The 15,716-nt window shown below is 73.1% G+C and carries 12 protein-coding genes; 3 read left to right on the top strand and 9 right to left on the bottom strand.

The window, feature by feature from the left end:
* Positions 1–766: 766 nt before the first annotated feature.
* Positions 767–1,804, top strand: a complete 1,038-nt coding sequence (locus EDD30_RS00290) for a tetratricopeptide repeat protein (protein ID WP_071809953.1) — start codon at positions 767–769, stop codon at positions 1,802–1,804.
* A 273-nt stretch (positions 1,805–2,077) separates the two neighbouring features.
* On the opposite strand, the gene ligA is transcribed toward EDD30_RS00290, so the two are convergent.
* The gene (gene ligA / locus EDD30_RS00295) at positions 2,078–4,186 is read right to left on the bottom strand and encodes an NAD-dependent DNA ligase LigA (RefSeq protein ID WP_071809954.1); all 2,109 of its coding nucleotides are present in this window, start codon (positions 4,184–4,186) and stop codon (positions 2,078–2,080) included.
* Between the two features lie 23 nt (positions 4,187–4,209).
* On the bottom strand, positions 4,210–5,457 hold the full coding sequence (locus EDD30_RS00300) for a saccharopine dehydrogenase family protein (RefSeq protein WP_211278069.1): 1,248 nt from the start codon (positions 5,455–5,457) through the stop codon (positions 4,210–4,212).
* Positions 5,458–5,717: 260 nt separating this feature from the next.
* On the opposite strand from EDD30_RS00300, the gene EDD30_RS00305 reads away from it, so the two are divergent.
* Positions 5,718–8,276: a M14 family zinc carboxypeptidase gene (locus EDD30_RS00305; RefSeq protein WP_071809958.1), complete on the top strand. Its 2,559-nt coding sequence runs from the start codon at positions 5,718–5,720 to the stop codon at positions 8,274–8,276.
* A 429-nt stretch (positions 8,277–8,705) separates the two neighbouring features.
* Here EDD30_RS00305 and EDD30_RS00310 read toward each other — a convergent pair whose 3' ends face one another.
* Both EDD30_RS00310 and EDD30_RS00315 read right to left on the bottom strand, forming a co-directional pair.
* The gene (locus EDD30_RS00310) at positions 8,706–9,725 is read right to left on the bottom strand and encodes a synaptic vesicle VAT-1 family membrane protein (RefSeq protein WP_071809961.1); all 1,020 of its coding nucleotides are present in this window, start codon (positions 9,723–9,725) and stop codon (positions 8,706–8,708) included.
* Positions 9,726–10,132: 407 nt separating this feature from the next.
* Positions 10,133–11,494 carry a hypothetical protein gene (locus tag EDD30_RS00315; protein WP_071809963.1) on the bottom strand — a complete coding sequence of 454 codons (1,362 nt, stop codon included), beginning with the start codon at positions 11,492–11,494 and terminating at the stop codon, positions 10,133–10,135.
* Between the two features lie 175 nt (positions 11,495–11,669).
* Here EDD30_RS00315 and EDD30_RS00320 point away from each other — a divergent pair, with 175 nt between their 5' ends.
* Complete coding sequence (locus EDD30_RS00320; RefSeq protein ID WP_071809965.1) at positions 11,670–12,107, top strand: CBS domain-containing protein; 438 nt, start codon at positions 11,670–11,672, stop codon at positions 12,105–12,107.
* A gap of 325 nt (positions 12,108–12,432) precedes the next feature.
* Here the strand turns inward: EDD30_RS00320 and EDD30_RS00325 are convergent, their stop codons facing one another.
* The 5 genes from EDD30_RS00325 to EDD30_RS00345 all read right to left on the bottom strand — a co-directional run bounded on the left by EDD30_RS00325 (position 12,433) and on the right by EDD30_RS00345 (position 15,693).
* The gene (locus EDD30_RS00325; protein WP_123677989.1) at positions 12,433–13,176 is read right to left on the bottom strand and encodes a hypothetical protein; all 744 of its coding nucleotides are present in this window, start codon (positions 13,174–13,176) and stop codon (positions 12,433–12,435) included.
* 144 nt (positions 13,177–13,320) lie between these two features.
* On the bottom strand, positions 13,321–13,557 hold the full coding sequence (locus EDD30_RS00330) for a hypothetical protein (RefSeq protein WP_071807822.1): 237 nt from the start codon (positions 13,555–13,557) through the stop codon (positions 13,321–13,323).
* Between the two features lie 29 nt (positions 13,558–13,586).
* Entirely contained in the window at positions 13,587–13,946 is a 360-nt protein-coding gene (locus EDD30_RS00335; protein WP_143162867.1) for a hypothetical protein, read from the bottom strand.
* A gap of 78 nt (positions 13,947–14,024) precedes the next feature.
* Positions 14,025–15,233 carry a globin domain-containing protein gene (locus EDD30_RS00340; protein WP_071807824.1) on the bottom strand — a complete coding sequence of 403 codons (1,209 nt, stop codon included), beginning with the start codon at positions 15,231–15,233 and terminating at the stop codon, positions 14,025–14,027.
* Positions 15,234–15,264: 31 nt separating this feature from the next.
* The gene (locus tag EDD30_RS00345) at positions 15,265–15,693 is read right to left on the bottom strand and encodes an RrF2 family transcriptional regulator (RefSeq protein WP_071807825.1); all 429 of its coding nucleotides are present in this window, start codon (positions 15,691–15,693) and stop codon (positions 15,265–15,267) included.
* Positions 15,694–15,716 lie beyond the last annotated feature (23 nt).

Consider the following 15,716-nt stretch of genomic DNA (forward strand, 5'->3'; position numbering starts at 1 on the left):
GGATGAGAGGCGCACCCCGATCGGGTGACTGCCACGGGTCTTCGGCGGACACGGGTCCTCGGCGGAGCGGCGGGCCCGAGGGACGTCGACGGCGTCGTTGCCGCGACGGGCCTCGGCTCGTGGGTGAGGTCCTCTCGGATGCCGGGATCCGCCCGGGTACAGGTGACGGTCGGGTGCCTACGCTGCCGGTGGTGCGCGGTCTGTCTTCGGGCCGTGGTCCGTCTCCGGCCGTGGTCCGCCGTGGTCCGGGCCGTGGTCCGGGCCGTGGTCCAGGCCCGGGGCCGCGGTCGACCGGCGAGCGGCGGACTCGCGGTGTGGTCGGCCGGGTTCCTGGCTTGCCACGATGCAGGGATCGGCGCCGGTGTCTTTCCGCCTTTCGCGTCGTGGACGCGGGCATGCGGGTCGGTTCCCGCGCCGGGCCAGGCATCGCCCGGCGGATGAACGGGCATCTTCTTCGGATGGTGGGTGTCGGAGAATGCGGGGGAGAAGATGAGCAACTGGATCACCGAAGGATCCCTCTTTTCGGATCTTGCTATGTTGCCGCAGCTCGTGCCGCGGATACCAAGAAATGTGAGGCTGTCCCGGCGGGTGGACCCGGCACTGGACGCACGAGACGGCCACGGCTCGCGTCTCGGTGTCCACGGGCGGCGGGGAGCCGGCTCGGGACGGCCACGGGTCGTCCCCGCCGCGTCCCCGGGTCGCCGGTGGACGGGACGAGACGCACCTGTGGTCGCTGCGAGACGCGGGTCGGAAGCGTTGCCCGGTCATGAGAGACGATGAGTTCCTGCGCAGGCTGGGCGACGAACTGCCGCGCAGGCTGCGGGAGGCGGACACCGTCGTCGCCCTGGCGGGTGTGCTCGACTGGGTCCGGCAACGACGCGGACGCACGCAACGGCAGGTCGCCGATCGGGCGCAGGGCACCAGCGGGCTGTCGCGCAGCAGCGTCAACAACCTGCTGGCGGGACGCAAACCGATCCCCGGCCCGGCCGTACTCCTGCCGCTGGCCCGATTCTGCGGCGTCCCCGACGACCTCATGGACGACGTCGGTGCGGCCTGGGACCGCATCGGCGCGACCGAGCCGGCGCCGTCCGTCGCGGGCGACCGCCACGTGGTGCCCGAGCCTCGGATGGCACACGACGACCAGGCCGATGCGGTCCGGGCAGAACGGAGACGGCACCTCGCCACCCTGCGCGTCATGGCGGACATCGCGGGCAAGCTGACCGAGGAGAGCGCCCTGCCGATCGCTCGGGCGCTCTACGAGCACGTCCTGGCCACCCGCCGCGAACTGCTCGGCGAACGGAACGCGGAAACCCTCAACGCCGCCCACAACCTGGGCGTCGTCCTCGGCCAGCTCGAAGACTTCTCCACGGCGCGCCGCGTCCTGGAGGCGACGTACCAGGCCCGCCGCGACACCCTGGGCGAAGGCCACCCCTCCACCCTGTCGTCCATGGAGTCGCTCGCCACGGCCCACTCCGAACTGGGCGAACACGACGCCGCCCGCCGCCTGTTGACCACCTGCCTCGAACACCGCCGCCGTACCCTCACCGAGAGCGCAAGCAGCGAACGCGTCCAGGCGCTGGCCCGCTACGACACCACGGCCGGCAAGCTGCTTGTGGTCCTGCACCAGCTCGACGACCGGCAGGCGATCGAGCGCATGCAGGCGTCTCTGGTGTCCATGGACGATTTTCCGGAGGAGGACACCGGCCGCCAGCTCGCCGACCCGCCGGGACACCGCCCGGGCAGCCGAACGTCGCCGGCCCGCGACCGCCGAGGCGGCCGCAACCGGAACCATCCGCCGAGCTGACGCGCACCCTGCGGCGAGCCCGGTGTCATGCGGCTTTGGCCTGGTGTCGTGCGGGCTGGTCCGGCGTTGTGTGGCTCCGGCCTGGTGTCGTGCGGGCTGTCCCGGCGTTGTGTGGCCCGGCCCTGGCCTGGCATTGCGTGGCCTGGCCTGGCGTCGTGCGGCCCCGGCCTGGCCTGGCGTGCCTGCGGCCCCGGCCTGGCTCGGTGTCCCTGCGGCCCCGGCCTGGCTCGGTGTCCCTGCGGCCCCGGCCTGGCGGCCGGCCGAGGCCCGCCGTTAGCCGAGGAGCCGGGCGAACTCGTCGGCCGGCATGATGCGGATGCCGAGCTGTTCGGCCTTCGCCGCTTTGCTGCCGGCGCCGTCGCCCACCACCACGAGGTCGGTGCGCGCGGAGACCGAGCCGGACGACTTGCCGCCGAGGCGTTCCACGGCCTCGTTGCCTTCGTTGCGGGTGAGGCCGGGCACCGAACCCGTCACCACCACCGTCATAGGGGTGCCGTCCTCCTTCTGCAGTGGCAGGCGGGGCGTTTCCGCGGCCGGGGTGTCGGAGCCGTCCGAACTCGCCGGCGACCCGGGAAGCGTGCCGGGCACCAGCCCGGGAGGGAGACCCGGCTCGGTCATCGTGAGGCCGCGGGCGATCAGCTTGGCGATGACCGGGGCGAGGTCGGCGAGCTCCGCCGCGATCGTCGTGGCGCGTTCCGGGCCGACCCCGTCGACCTGCTGGAGGTCCTCGACGGTGGCCGCCTGAAGGGTCTGCATCGAGCCGAAGTGGCGGGCCAGGCGGCGGGACAGGGACCGGCCGGTCATGCGGACGCCGAGGCCGGTGAGCACCCGGGACAACGGCTGGGACTTCGAGGCCTGGATGTTGGCGACGAGCTTGGCCGCCGAGGTGCGGCCCAGCCGTTCGAGCTGGGCGAGGGCCTCGGGCTCGAGGTCGTACAGGTCGGCGGGGTCGGTGACCAGGCCGGTCCGGACCAGGGCGGCGATCACCTTGTCGCCGAGGCCCTCGATGTCCATGGAGTCGCGGGCCGCGAAGTACGCCAGGGACTCCCCGGCGCCGCAGGCCCGGCCCTGCACGCAGCGCCAGCGTTTCTGGGAGCGGTCGATCTCGCCGGCGCAGCGGGGACAGGTCGCAGGCGGGGTGAAGGCGACGGCGTCGTCCGGCCGGGCGTCGAGCAGGGCTCCGGTGATCTCGGGGATCACGTCGCCGGCCCGGCGGACGAAGACCGTGTCGCCCACCCGGACGTCCCGGCGCACCAGGTCCTCGAAGTTGTGCAGGGTCGCCGAGGTGACCACCACCCCGCCGACCTGAACCGGCTCCAGCACGGCCACCGGGGTGACGAGGCCGGTGCGGCCGACCTGCACCTCGATGCCGATCAGCCGGCTGGTGCGGGTGTCCGCCGGGAACTTGTGGGCGATCGCCCAGCGGGGTGCCCGGCTGGAGAAGCCCGCCGCGTCGCGGTCGGCTGGATCGTCGGCCTTGATCACCGCACCGTCGATGTCGAAGCCGAGGGTGCCGCGGAGCGCGCCCAGCGCGGTGATCGCGTTCAGCACGTCGTCGATCGTCGCGCAGCGGGGCATTCCGGCGGGTGAACCGGCGGTGGTCGCCACACCCAGCTCGGCGATCGCGGCCATGGCGGCCGAATGGAACAGGCCCTCGCCGCCGGGCAGATCGTGCACCGCATAGGCGAAGAAGGACAGCGGCGCCTCGTAGGCCCGGTCCTGGGCGCGCAGCGTGCCCGCGGCCGCGCTCCGCGGGTTGGCGAAGGCGGTGCCACCGTGGCCGGTGCGCAGCTCGTTGGCACGGACGAAGTCGGCGTCGGTCATGAAGACCTCGCCGCGGACCTCCACCGTGACAGGCCTGGTCAGCTCGGCGGGCAGCCCCGCGACGAGCCGCGCGTTGACCGTCACGTCCTCGCCGGCCCGGCCGTCGCCGCGCGTGGCCACCTGCACGAGCCTCCCGCCGGCATACCGGGCGGCGATCGCCATGCCGTCGATCTTCGGCTCGACGGTGTATCCGTTGACCGGCCGTCCGAGCAGCCGCTCCAGCCGGGTCGCCCAGACCGTGAGCTCCTCGGCGTCGAAGACGTTGTCCAGGCTCAGCATCGGTGTGCTGTGCGGCACGTCGCCGCCGGCGATCCCGGCGGCGACCGTGGTGGCGGGCGAGTCGGGAACCGCCCACTCGGGCCGGTCCCGCTCGGTGGCGGTGACCCGGGCGAGCAGGGCGTCGTAGGTGGCGTCGTCCATCACGAGCTCGCTGCCGGCGTAGTACGCCTCCGCCGCCGATCGGATGCGGCCGATGGCGGCGGCGTACTCGTCGCGGGCGGCATGCGGCGCAGCATGTGCGGCGTCGACGACCGGAGCGACCTCGTGACTGGTGGACATCTGGCACCTTCCCCTCGTGGTGCTTACTTCTTACCGGAGGGGTCTGACAGAACCCGCGTGGTGATCTCGACACCGGCGGCACGGAGCCGGTCGGTGAGCGCGTCGCCGATGCCGGTCGCCGGGGTCAGGACGCCGCCCCCGGACGGCGGTAGCGAGTCCCGGTCGCAGGCGAGGGCCAGCGCCGATTCGCCGAGCATCAGCGCCGTGGCGGCGTACCCGGGATCGCCCTTGGCCCGGAAGCGGGCCGCATAGCGGGCGCCGGTCGTGGTCCGGGTGTAGATGTCGATCGTGAAGTGGCCCTCGCGGCGGGCCCGCTCGCCCGGACCCTCGCCCGGCTTGGGCAGCACCCGGTCGAGCACGAACCGGGTCGGCGGCAGGGCGAGGCCGACGACCAAAGCACCCATACCGACCTTCGCGCCGGCGGCGAGCAGCGGGGACAGCGGCGAGGTGCCGGTGCTCATCGTCTCGCGGTAACGGAAGCTCCGGCCGTACGCGAACTGCCGCAACGCGTTGCTGCGCCGGACGATGCGAGTGTTGTAGGGGCCCATGAAGAACGGTGCGAGACTGCCCCGCAGAGCGGGATCGACGTCCGCGCCGCGCAGCGAGACGAGGTCGCCCTGGCGGCCGAGGTCGGGCTCGGCGGCCCGGTCGGGACTCAGCGAGTACGGGCTCGTGGCGATCCGCCGGAGGTCGCGGTCCTTGCGCACGACGTCGATCTGGTGGCGCAACGAGTCGATGGTGCCGCCGCTGACGCCGCCGCGCATGCTGGTGACGACCAGAGTCGTGTCGGTCAGCTCCCCGGCGCCGTCGGCGGTCACCCGCTGATGCAGGACGTGCACGCCGAGGTCGGATGGGATGGAGTCGAAGCCGCAGGAGTGGACGATCCGGGCGCCTGTGGAGCGGGCGAGGTCGTGGTTCTCGTCGATGTTGCTGCGGACGAAGAGCACCTCGCCGGTCAGGTCGGTGTAATCGGTGCCGGCCGCGGCGCAGGCACGGGCGAGGGCGCGGCCGTATTTCGCGTAGGGCCCGACCGTCGTGACCACCACGCGGGTGGCGGCGGCGAGCGTGGCCAGGGCGTCACTGTCGGCGGCGTCGGCGACGACGAGCGGCCACTCGACGCCCAGCCGCCGCCGTACGGCCTCGAGCCGCGACTCGGACCGGCCCGCCAGGGCGACGCGGGTGCCGGCGGGGGCATGGGCGGCCAGATACTCGGCGACGAGCACACCCACGAAGCCGGTGGCCCCGTAGACGACGATGTCATGTTCCCTCATGGTCATCGATTCTGCGTCATGGCGGCCGGATGCGCGCCGCCGAGTGCCGGCTCGGCCGGACCTTGATCGGCGGACGACGGCGGTGGCGGTCCGGTGCGGATTTCCATGTCCGGGAACCTGGCGGCTCGTCCGACGCCCTGCGGCGGCCCTGTGGACAACGCCGCCGGGTGACAATCATACGATTCGATGGATCTTCGTAAGAATCGTTGCCTCGACGCCTCCGGCACGAGAAGGTCGAGGGACGCTGACGGAGGTGCCTCGTGAATCTGTCCCGTTCGTCGACCGCCTTGCTCGCGGTGGCCGTGGTGGCCGCCGGGCTTCTGAGCGCCCCCGCTTCGGCGGAGCCCGGGCCCGCGCCCGCAGGTCCCGATCGTGCGTCGCACACCACGCGGGATTTCGGTAACGGCGCGGAACGCAACGAGGTCGCCGCCGCCACCCCGGACCGCGGGACGTCCGCCTTCGCGCTGCCCGAGGTGCAGCCCCGGCGATGGGCTCCGGCGCGCCAGGGCTACCCGCGCCAGACCGAGTTGCCGCTTCCGCCGGAGAATCCGGCAGACAAGTCGATCAAGCTGGGACTGGTGCCCTATCACGGGATCGCGCCGCGCCTGAATGCACTGCAGGAGGAGTCCGACCGGGTCTCGGCGGAGGTCGTCGGGCACTCCGCGCTCGGCCGCGACCTGTATCTGGTCACTGTGACCGCGCCGGAGACGCCGGCCGAGGCCGCGAGGCAGGACCGGTGGCGCGCGCTCATCGAGAACGGTCCCGGGGCCGCCGAGCGTGATCCGCGGCTGCGACGCCACTACAAGGCGCCGGTCTGGATCAACGCGAACATCCACGGCGACGAGTGGGAGGGCTCCGACGGGGCGCTGCGGGTGATCGAGCGGCTCGCCACCGCCGGGGACGCGGCGACGGCGCGGCTCCTCTCCCGGACGCGGATCTATGTGACGGTGACCAACAACCCGGACGGCCGCGTCGCCGGGACCCGGGCCAACGGCGCCGGATTCGACATCAACCGCGATCACGCAACCAGCTCGCAGCCGGAGTCGAGGGCCGTGCGCGACGTCGTCGTCGCCACCCAGCCGTTCGTGATGCTCGACGAGCACGGCTACACAGGTACCACGCTGATCGAGCCGGCCACGCCGCCGCACGGGCAGAACTACGAATACGACCTGTACATCAAGCATGCGCTGCCGAACGCGGAGGGCATGGAAGAGGCGATCCGCAAGCTCGGTCACCCGGAGACCGCACGCGCCGACATCCCGTTCCGGGACTACGCACCGGGCGACTGGGACGACTGGCCGCCGATCTTCACCCCGATGTACGCCATCTACCAAGGGGCGGTCGGGCACACCGTGGAGATCCCGTGGCAGGTCAACCGCAACGCGTACGAGACCCTCCCGGTCGAGGAGTTGCGTCGCCGCTCGGCGGTGAACACCGACGTGGCCGCGGCGACCATCGAGGCCGCGATCGCGTACGCCGACACGAACCGCACCGCGCTGCTCGCCGACCAGATCGAACAGTTCCGCCGGGGCTGGGCCGGTGAGCCGTCGCCGTCCATCCCGGACGGGTTCGTCGAGGGCTTCGGCCCCGAGGACCGTTACACCACCACCTTCCCGCGGGCCTATGTGATTCCCGGGGGATCCGCCCAGCGCTCTCCGGCGGCCGCCGCCCGGCTGGTGGACCACCTGGTCGTTCACGACGTCCGGGTGACCCGGGCCCGGCATGCGTTCGCGCTCGCCGGCCGGGCCTACCCCGCGGGCTCGTACATCGTGGACATGCGTCAGCCCAAGCGAGGCCTGGCGAACGTCCTCCTGGAAGCCGGCCGCGACATCTCCGCGCTGGTGCCGCAGATGTACGACATCTCGGGTTGGAGCCATCGCCTGCTCTGGGGCGCCTCCGTCGACATCAGCGCCACCGCCGTTCCCCGGGTCGCCGCCACTGCGGTCTCGGTGGCGTCGCCGACCGGGGGAGTCGATGCCCCGCAGGGCCGGGACCTTGCGCTGTCGTTGCGGGACGGCGCGGACGTCCGGGCCGTCAACGTCCTGATCGACACGGGCGTTGCCGTGCGACGGGCGGACGCGGCCACCGTGCTGGTCCCGGCGGCGGCGCGCGGCGAGGCCGCGGTCGTGGCCGAGCGTTTCGGGGTACGGTTCAGCGTCGCACCCCGCGGCTCCGCCGGCACCCCGCTCCGCAAGCCGGTGATCGCCGCGGCCGCCGCGGCCGATGAGCTGTTCGCCCTGCGGGAGATGGGTTTCGAGGTGCGGCCCGTGTCGACGGCGCTGCTCAACGATGGCGCCGGCCTGACCGGCGTGGACGCGCTCGTCGTGTCGTCCGGTCTGTCCTACGGTCAGCTCAACCCGGCCGCCAAGGCCGCGGTCGACGCGCTGCTGGCCCGAGGCGGTGTGGTGACACGCGGCGCCACGGGCGCGGCCTTCAACGCGGCGGCCGGCCTGTTGCCCGCGACGGCGGTGGCGGCGCGCGGCGACGCGAACGGCGTCGTCTCCGTGCAGAACACCGGTCCCGTGGTCGGCGCGGGCTCACTGCCGCACTCGTTCGTATACTCGCCGCTCTGGTTCACCGGCACAGGCTTCACGGTCGAGCAGCGGTATGCGGCGGACCCGCTGGTGGCCGGCCACTGGCTGCCGGTGACTCCTGGCGCCGGCGGACCGCAGCAGGCGGCGGGCCAGGCCGCGGTGGTCTCCGGCGTCACGGCGCGAGGCGGCCGGGCCGTCCTGTTCGGCACCGAACCCCTGTTCCGGGCACACCCCAAGGGTCTGTACGCCCAATTTGCCCGGGCACTGTACTGGGCGGCTCAATGAGCCGCGGCGCCCAGGAGGGTGGCTTCCTCGGCCGGATCCAGGCGTGAACGTCCCTCTGAGCCGTCGGTCTGGCCGCCGACCAGCCGTCGGTCTGCCGCCGACCAGCCGTCGGTCTGCCGCCGACCTGTCGTCGTGCAGACTCGACATGGTGAGCGGGGCGTGCGGGTGGGGCGCCAGGTGCGCAGACCTGTGGAGCCGCGTCTCGGGGCTGTCAATCGTTGTTGTGGCGTTCATGGTGGACGGGTGGACGGCGGCGAGGATGATCTCCGGCGGGCTCCAGCGCAGCTCGGCACGGCGGCGATCGATGTATTGACGGGCTCCGCGAGCATGCCAGCGAGAACGGCGACCCTCATGCCACCATGATCCTCCGAAGCGGACACGGTGACGGGCGAGTGCAGGATCGTCTGATGCCGGGCGAGTCCAGGATCGTCAGGGGACGAGGACGACCTTGCCGATGTTGCGGCGCTCGCCGATGCGGCGGTGCGCGGCTGCGGCCTCCGCGAACGGGTACACCCCGTCGATGCGCGGCTTGACGGCGCCCTGGCGCCACAGGTCGAGCAGGGCAGCGAGTTCCTCGCGTAGCAGGTCGGAGCGGTCCCATAGGTGTCCGAGGTTGACGCCGCTGACCGTGTGGTTGCGGTCCATCATGCCGAACGGGGTCAGCACGGGTACGCCGGTGAGCTGCGCGGCCATGCGGCGGATGCTGCGACGTTCGCCGGTGCTGAGATTGGCGAAGCCGTACGCGACGAGCTGCCCGACCGGGCGCAGCAACCGCAGGCCGCGCTTCCAGTCGCGGCCGCCCAGCGGGTCGAGGACGAGGTCGACGCCTTCACCGCCGGTGAGTTCCCGCACCCTCGCCGCGTAGTCCTCGGTGCGGTAGTCGATCGGGTGAGTGCAGCCCTCCTCGCGCAGCACGTCGTGCTTCGCCGCGGATGCGGTGCCGAACGTGACGATGTCCGGCACCGTACGGCACAGTTGCAGCACCGCGATGCCGACACCGCCGGCGGCCATGTGCACCAGAACCCGGGCGCCCCGACGAAGGTTCGCCACACGGAACAGCATGTGGTACGCGGTGAGGTAGTTGACCGGCAGCGCGGCCCCGTCTGTGAAGCTCAGGCCGTCGGGCATCGGCAGCACCCGCTCGACGGGCGCGCACACCGAGTCGGCGTGGCCGCCGAACCGCACCAGGGCGAGCACGCGCTGCCCGACCTCGAGACCGGTCACCTCGGCACCGAGAGCGTCGACGACGCCGGCCACCTCGTAGCCGACGACGCACGGTGGCTTCGGCGCGTCCGGGTAGAGGCCCTGCCTGGCCATGACCTCCGCGAAGTTCAGTCCGGTGGCGCGCACCGTGATGCGCACCTCGCCGCGGTCCGGCTGCGGGTCGGTGCTCTCGCGTACCGCGAGGACCTCGGTTCCGCCCGGCTTCGTGATCCAGATGGCGCGCATCGGTGCTCCAATCTTCGACGGCGCCGGTCCGCCGTCGCCGTGGGGGTTCTTGTCAGCCTGGCGCTCGCGGGCGGCGTCGCCGCGCCGGCCGGGTCCGGGCTCCGGGATCGGGCCGGAAGCCGGGACTCAAGTCAACGTGGCGGTCGCTGCCCTGTATCGCTGTCGGAGGGAGAGCGGTCGGTGGCTCGGTCGTGGACGCGGTGAGAGGTTCACGACCGCGGTCGGTGGCTCGGTCGCGGTCGGGTGAGGGGTGAGCGCGCGCGGTGGCATGGTGGCGGGCGCGGTGGGGTCAGGGCCGTGGTGCGGTGCATGGCGGGCGCGGTGGGGTCAGGGGTCGTGGTGCGGTGGCGCGGTGGCGGGCGCGGTGATGGGTTCACGGTCGTGGGCGGTGTCGCGGTTGCCGGTGGTCAGCGGTCAGCGTCGGTACGGGGCCGGGCCGGCGCCGACAAGTCGATGCGCCAGCTGTGGCGGCCGTTGCTGTCGACCAGCTCGACGTGGCTGATCTCCACCGGCCGGCGTGATCCGGGCACAGTCTCGTCGCGGGTCACCGTGGTGATCTCGTCCCACGCCGGTGGCGCCAGGCCGGGTGTGCCCGCGTGCGCTTCGTCCCACTCGGCGGGGAGGTTGTGCAACGCTTCGTGGAGTGCGTCGCCGGCCGGGTCCGAGCCGGGCGGCGCTGCGCGGAGTGGACAGAGATGCCAGGTCAAAGTGGCCGCCAAGTCGTCGTCGCGTCGTAGCGTCTCCGCACACGTGAGCGTCGTGACGACATGGTGTGCGGTGCCGTCCTCGGCGCAGAAGAGGACGAGCCGGCCGAGGAAGCCCGGAGCAGGCTCGTCACCGCCGAGGCGCAGCGGTTCCGCGGCCAGCGTCCAACCGTGTTCGCGCAGCTCGGCCACGACGGCGCGGCGAGGTGCCTCGTCGCCCGGGGAGGCGAGAAGGTCGGCGATGGCCCGTCGCACCGGCTCGCGGGTGAGTACCTCATCGAGGCCGGCCTGGCCGGGGCCGGACACTACCGCTTGGACCGGGGTCGGGGCGGCCGAAGAAAAGCCGGGAGAGCCAGGCGAGTCAGACTGTGACGGGACGGGGCCGGGAGCGGACTGCGGCGGGACCGGGCCGGGAGCGGACTGCGGCGGGACGGAGCCGGGAACGGACTGCGGCGGGACAGAGCCCGGCCTGCCCGCGACTTCCGGCCGGGCCACGAAGCGGTTGAGCCATACCGCGCCGCCGTGCGGACTGCCGGCGATGCCGGCGTGCCGGATGCGCCCCTGCACCGCCGCCAGCAGAGCCTCGCATCTTCCCTCCCGTTCCAGGCCGGCTACGTCCCAGCCGTCGCCGAGGTCGAGGTCGTCGGGGACCGGCCCGAACGGGTCACCGGCGAGCACGACCCGGGGCGCGGTCACGGCGGGGCCCCCGGGCGTCCCGGCGACCTCGGCGCTGATGTCCGCGAGGGGGCGGATCGGCGAGCGGATGATCTGCTCGCGCACCGCCGGCAGCTCCCGGTCGGTGACCGCAGCGAGGAAGAACGGCCAGAGCAGGAACGGTACGGGCTCGCCCGTGACGATCCGGTGCCATTCGGGCGCGGAGTCCTGGAACGCGCCGGAGGCGACCGCCCCGGGGGAGATTCGCTCCGATCGCCAGAACTCGTCGGTGCTGTCCCCGGCGACGTGATCGGTCACCGTCCGGTGCAGCAGCAGCCAGCCGGCGGCGGACCCGTGCGGCAGCCAGACGAACCTCGTCGTGACGGTCCTCGACCCGCTGTCCCGGCTCATCCGGCCTCCTCCGAGGGTGCGACTCACCGCAAGCAACTTAGCGCCGGAGCGCGGTGCCGTCATCGGCCGTCCGGGATCGGTCTTTTCCGATCTTCACCGGCAAGAGCTCGGCTGGAAGCGTTCTTGCGCTCTAGGGTGGGTAGGGACGGAACTTCCGCATGACCCGGGAGGATAGATGCGCATCAGCGACATACTGCGTGACAAGGGCGACCGAGTCGTCACCGTGACGCCCGACTCCACCGTCCAGGACCTGCTTGCCACCCTCGCCGAGCACGGGATCGGTGCGGCGGTCGTGTCCGCCGACGGCGCGTCCGTCGAGGGCATCGTCAGTGAGCGGGACATTGTCCGCAAGCTCGCCGTCCGCGGTGCCGCGGTGCTCACCGAGCCCGTGTCGGCGATCCACACGACCCAGGTGCACACCGTGGAGCCCGAGGCGGACCTCGCCGAGGTGGAGCGGCTCATGACCGAGCATCGCTTCCGGCACGTGCCGGTCGTCGTCGGCGGGCGGCTCTCGGGCATCGTGAGCATCGGCGACGTGGTGAAGAAGCGCATCACCGAGCTGGAGATCGAGACCACCGCCCTCAGCGGCTACATCACCGGCGAGCGCGTCTGACGGCCCGCCCGGCCGCCTCCAGGCCGGCCGGGCACCGTCAAGGCGGGTCAGCCTGCGGAGACGGAGACGGAGAGGCGGGCGCGGGCGACCGGGCATAGGTTGAGACCTATGGAACACCGCCGGCTCGGCCGGTCCGGGCTCAGAGTCTCCGTCCTGACCATGGGCACCATGACCTTCGGCGGCAAGCAATGATGCCGGGCTGTCGCGCCATCACGTGGTCGCCGGGTGCGAGGCGAGCCTGCGGCGGCTCCGTACGGATCACATTGAATGTACCCGTACTGGCATCAGGCGAAGACGGCCCGCGACCGGCTCTCCCCGGCCGACCTCACCCTGCTCGGCCCGCACCTCTGACGGTCGGGGACCGGCGGACGGCAAGAGTGTCGAGCAGCGCCTCGACCCGGACCGCGGCGTCCCGGTCGATCGCCCGCAGCGCGTTGTCGTCGAGCTGGTGATCGGTACGCATCCGCGCCGCCAGCAACGCCACGGGATCGTGGTCCGGCCCGGGTGCGCGCAGCCCCAGCAGGCACGGACCGGCGGCGGACCACAGCGTGGCGATCTCGGCGGTCACCGCGCCGGCGACCGCCTCGACGTCGCCGGCGTCCACGGACAGCACCGGCACGAGGGGCGGGTCACCGGGTGCCAGCCGGTCGCCGCGGCAGAACAACACCGGCAGGCCGGTCTCCACCTGCGGGACCGAGCCGTCGGAGAGGCTGGCAAGGAGATCGGCCAGGCGCTCGGGGACCTGGTCCGTGCCCGGGACGCACACCGCGACGATGCGCCGCCCGCCGCCGCGAGCCTTGGCCCGGGCGGTCTCGACCGCCTCGGCGGGGCTGCGCGCCGCCGTGACGTCACCACCGAAGAGCTGGGCCGCCGCCCCGACGGCACGCCACGGGCCGTCGTCGCCGGCCGCGACGAGGGCGTCCTGCGGCCCGAGGGCACACACCAGGCCGACCGCGACGGCCTCGTCGCCGGGCCGGATCGCCCGGTGCTGCTCCAGCCGCCGGACGAGAAGCATGCGGTGTAGAAGATCGGTGCGCTGGGCGGCGGTCGCCGCCGCGTGGTGGCTCATGGCCACTCCTCCCGAGGGGCCTGTCCCGCGGCAGGCCTCCACCGCATTCTCCGCCTCGGACCACCACCGGGACCAGAGCCGTGGTCGAACGGCGCGCCGGACCGGAACCGCCGTCGAAAGCCGGAGCCGCGGTAGGAGCGCCGCTCAGGCCCGGTCGGCCGGACGGTCCCAGCCGTCGCAGCGGTCGCCCTCGTGGCCGGACGGATCGCCCGGGCCGAGCAGGTCGAGCAGATCCGGTCCGGAATGGCCGGTGTCGACCGTCCGGCCGACGAGGCCGAGCTGCGCCGCACAGTCGCGGCCGAAACCCTTGACCATGCGGTCGGCGCGGGTGGGATGCCCGCACCGGGGACACTTCCGCATCGCCGCCCGCCCGCGTCTCATGATCCGAGTATGGGCGCCAGGAGCGCGATTCAGCCGGAACCGGCCGGGCCCGTCGCCGACTCACCCGAGGCCGCCAACGTGGGGTCGTCGTCGGACTCCGGCCGTTCGCCCCCCTTCTGCCGCCGGGTGCGGAGCCAGGTGATCGCCGCGGCGGCGCCCAGGACGACCAGGAGGGCCACCTTGAATCCGGCCTTGCCGAAGGACAGGAAGGCCACGGCGCGCACCAGGGCGCCGGTCCACCACGACGGATCGGTCAGCCGGCCCCAGTCGGCCCGCGGCTCCCAGCCGGCGATCCACCAGCCCGCTGCGGTGAGGCCCAGGCCGGCGGCGCCGGCCAGCAGGGCCGCGACCACGAGATGTCCCCGGCGGATGTGCTGCGTTCTACCCACGATTCCACCGTATGGGGTCAGCACCCGTCCGCCATCGGGCCGCGGACCGAGCGGAAGCCCTAACCAAAGTTGGAGGTGTCAGACTGCGACCGGCGTGGGCCGCCACTGCTCCGAGCCGAACACCTCGTAGTGGATCCGCTCGTCGCTGACGCCGCGGCGGTGCAGGCCGGCGCGCACGAGCTGCATGAACGGCACCGGCCCGCACAGGTAGACCTCGGCGCGGGGGTCCAGCGGGATCAGGTCGGGGTCGAGGCGTCCCGGGTACGCGCCGACGGCGCCCGCCGGGTTCTCGTACCAGACGAGGTGGCGGAAGGTCCGCAGCCGGGAGCCGTGGCCGCGGATGTCCGCGAGCAGTGCGTGCCGGTCGGGGCCGCGGTCCGCGTGCACGACGGTGACGTCGCGCTCGGGCCGGGTCCGGGCCACGTGGTCGAGCATGGACGCCATCGGCGTGATTCCCACCCCCGCGCTGACCAGCACGAGCGGCGTGTCGTCGTCGCGCAGGGCGAGGTCGCCGTACGGGCGGCTCAACCGCAGCCGGTCGCCGGGCCGGACCCGGTCGTGCAGGAAACCGGACACGACGCCGTCCGGTGCGCCCCCGGTGCCGCGGACCCGGCGTACGGTGATGCGCAGCGTGCCCCCGGTGGGCGCCTGCGACAGCGAGTACTGCCGGAGCTGGCGGCCGCCGCCGGGCAGCTCGACGGCGACGGTGACGTACTGCCCGGGCCGGAAGGCCGGGGCGGGGACGCCGCCGGCCGGGGCCAGCACGAACGACACGGTGTCGTCGGCCTCCGGGATCCTGCTGACCACAGTGGTCTCGAGCCACGGATCGTCGTCGTGGACCCCCGCCTCCGCGAACAGGCGTGCCTCACGGCCGATCAGGCGGGCGGCGAACAGCCAGTAGACCTCGTCCCAGGCGGCGGCGACCGCCGGCGTGACGGCGTCGCCCAGCACCGTACGGACCGCGCCCATCAGGTAGCGACCGACCATCGTGTACTGCTCGGGGCGGATGCCGAGGGCGCAGTGCCGGTGGGCGATCCGCTCGACGACGTGAGCGACGACCTCCGGTGCCGGCCCGGTCCCGACCAGGTGGGCGGCGAAGGCGGCCACCGCACCGGCCAGTGCGGAGCGCTGCTCGCCGGTGGCCTGCGCGCTGCGGCTGAACAGGTCGAGCAGGTCGGGGTTCTCGCCGAGCATCGTGTCGTAGAAGACGGCGGAGATCTCCGGCAGGTGGTCGGCGACCACCGGCAGGGTCGCGTCGATCACCGGGGCACTGGTGGCGGACAGCATGGGTCCTCCTGTCGAGGGGGTGGTGGCACGGTCAGCGGCGGCCGAGGCTCAGCAGCAGCTTCCGGGCCGGGGGCGCGGCGAGGTCGCCGACCGTGATCGGGTCGAGGCTCGTGTAGAAGGCCTCCTGCGCGCGGCGCAACGCTCCGCGGAGCCGGCAGCCGCCGCTGAGCGGGCAGGCCGGTTCGCCGTCGCAGTCCACGACCTCGCTGTCGCCCTCGAGGGCGCGCACGATGCCGCCGAGCGAGGCCGCCGGGGTGGTGGCGGCGAGGCGGACGCCGCCGCTGCGGCCCCGTACGGTCTCGATCAGAGCGAGGTGGTGGAGCCGCTGCACCACCTTGGCGAGGTGGTGGCGGGGCACGGCCAGGGCCTCGGCCAGCTCGTCGATGGTGAGCCGGTCGTCGCGGGTCGCCCCGAGCATGAGGATCCGCAGGCCGATGTCCGTGGAGCGCTGGAGTCGCACACCGAGGACCCTACGGAAAAGAG

The sequence above is a fragment of the Couchioplanes caeruleus genome (assembly GCF_003751945.1).
Classification (GTDB): domain Bacteria; phylum Actinomycetota; class Actinomycetes; order Mycobacteriales; family Micromonosporaceae; genus Actinoplanes; species Actinoplanes caeruleus.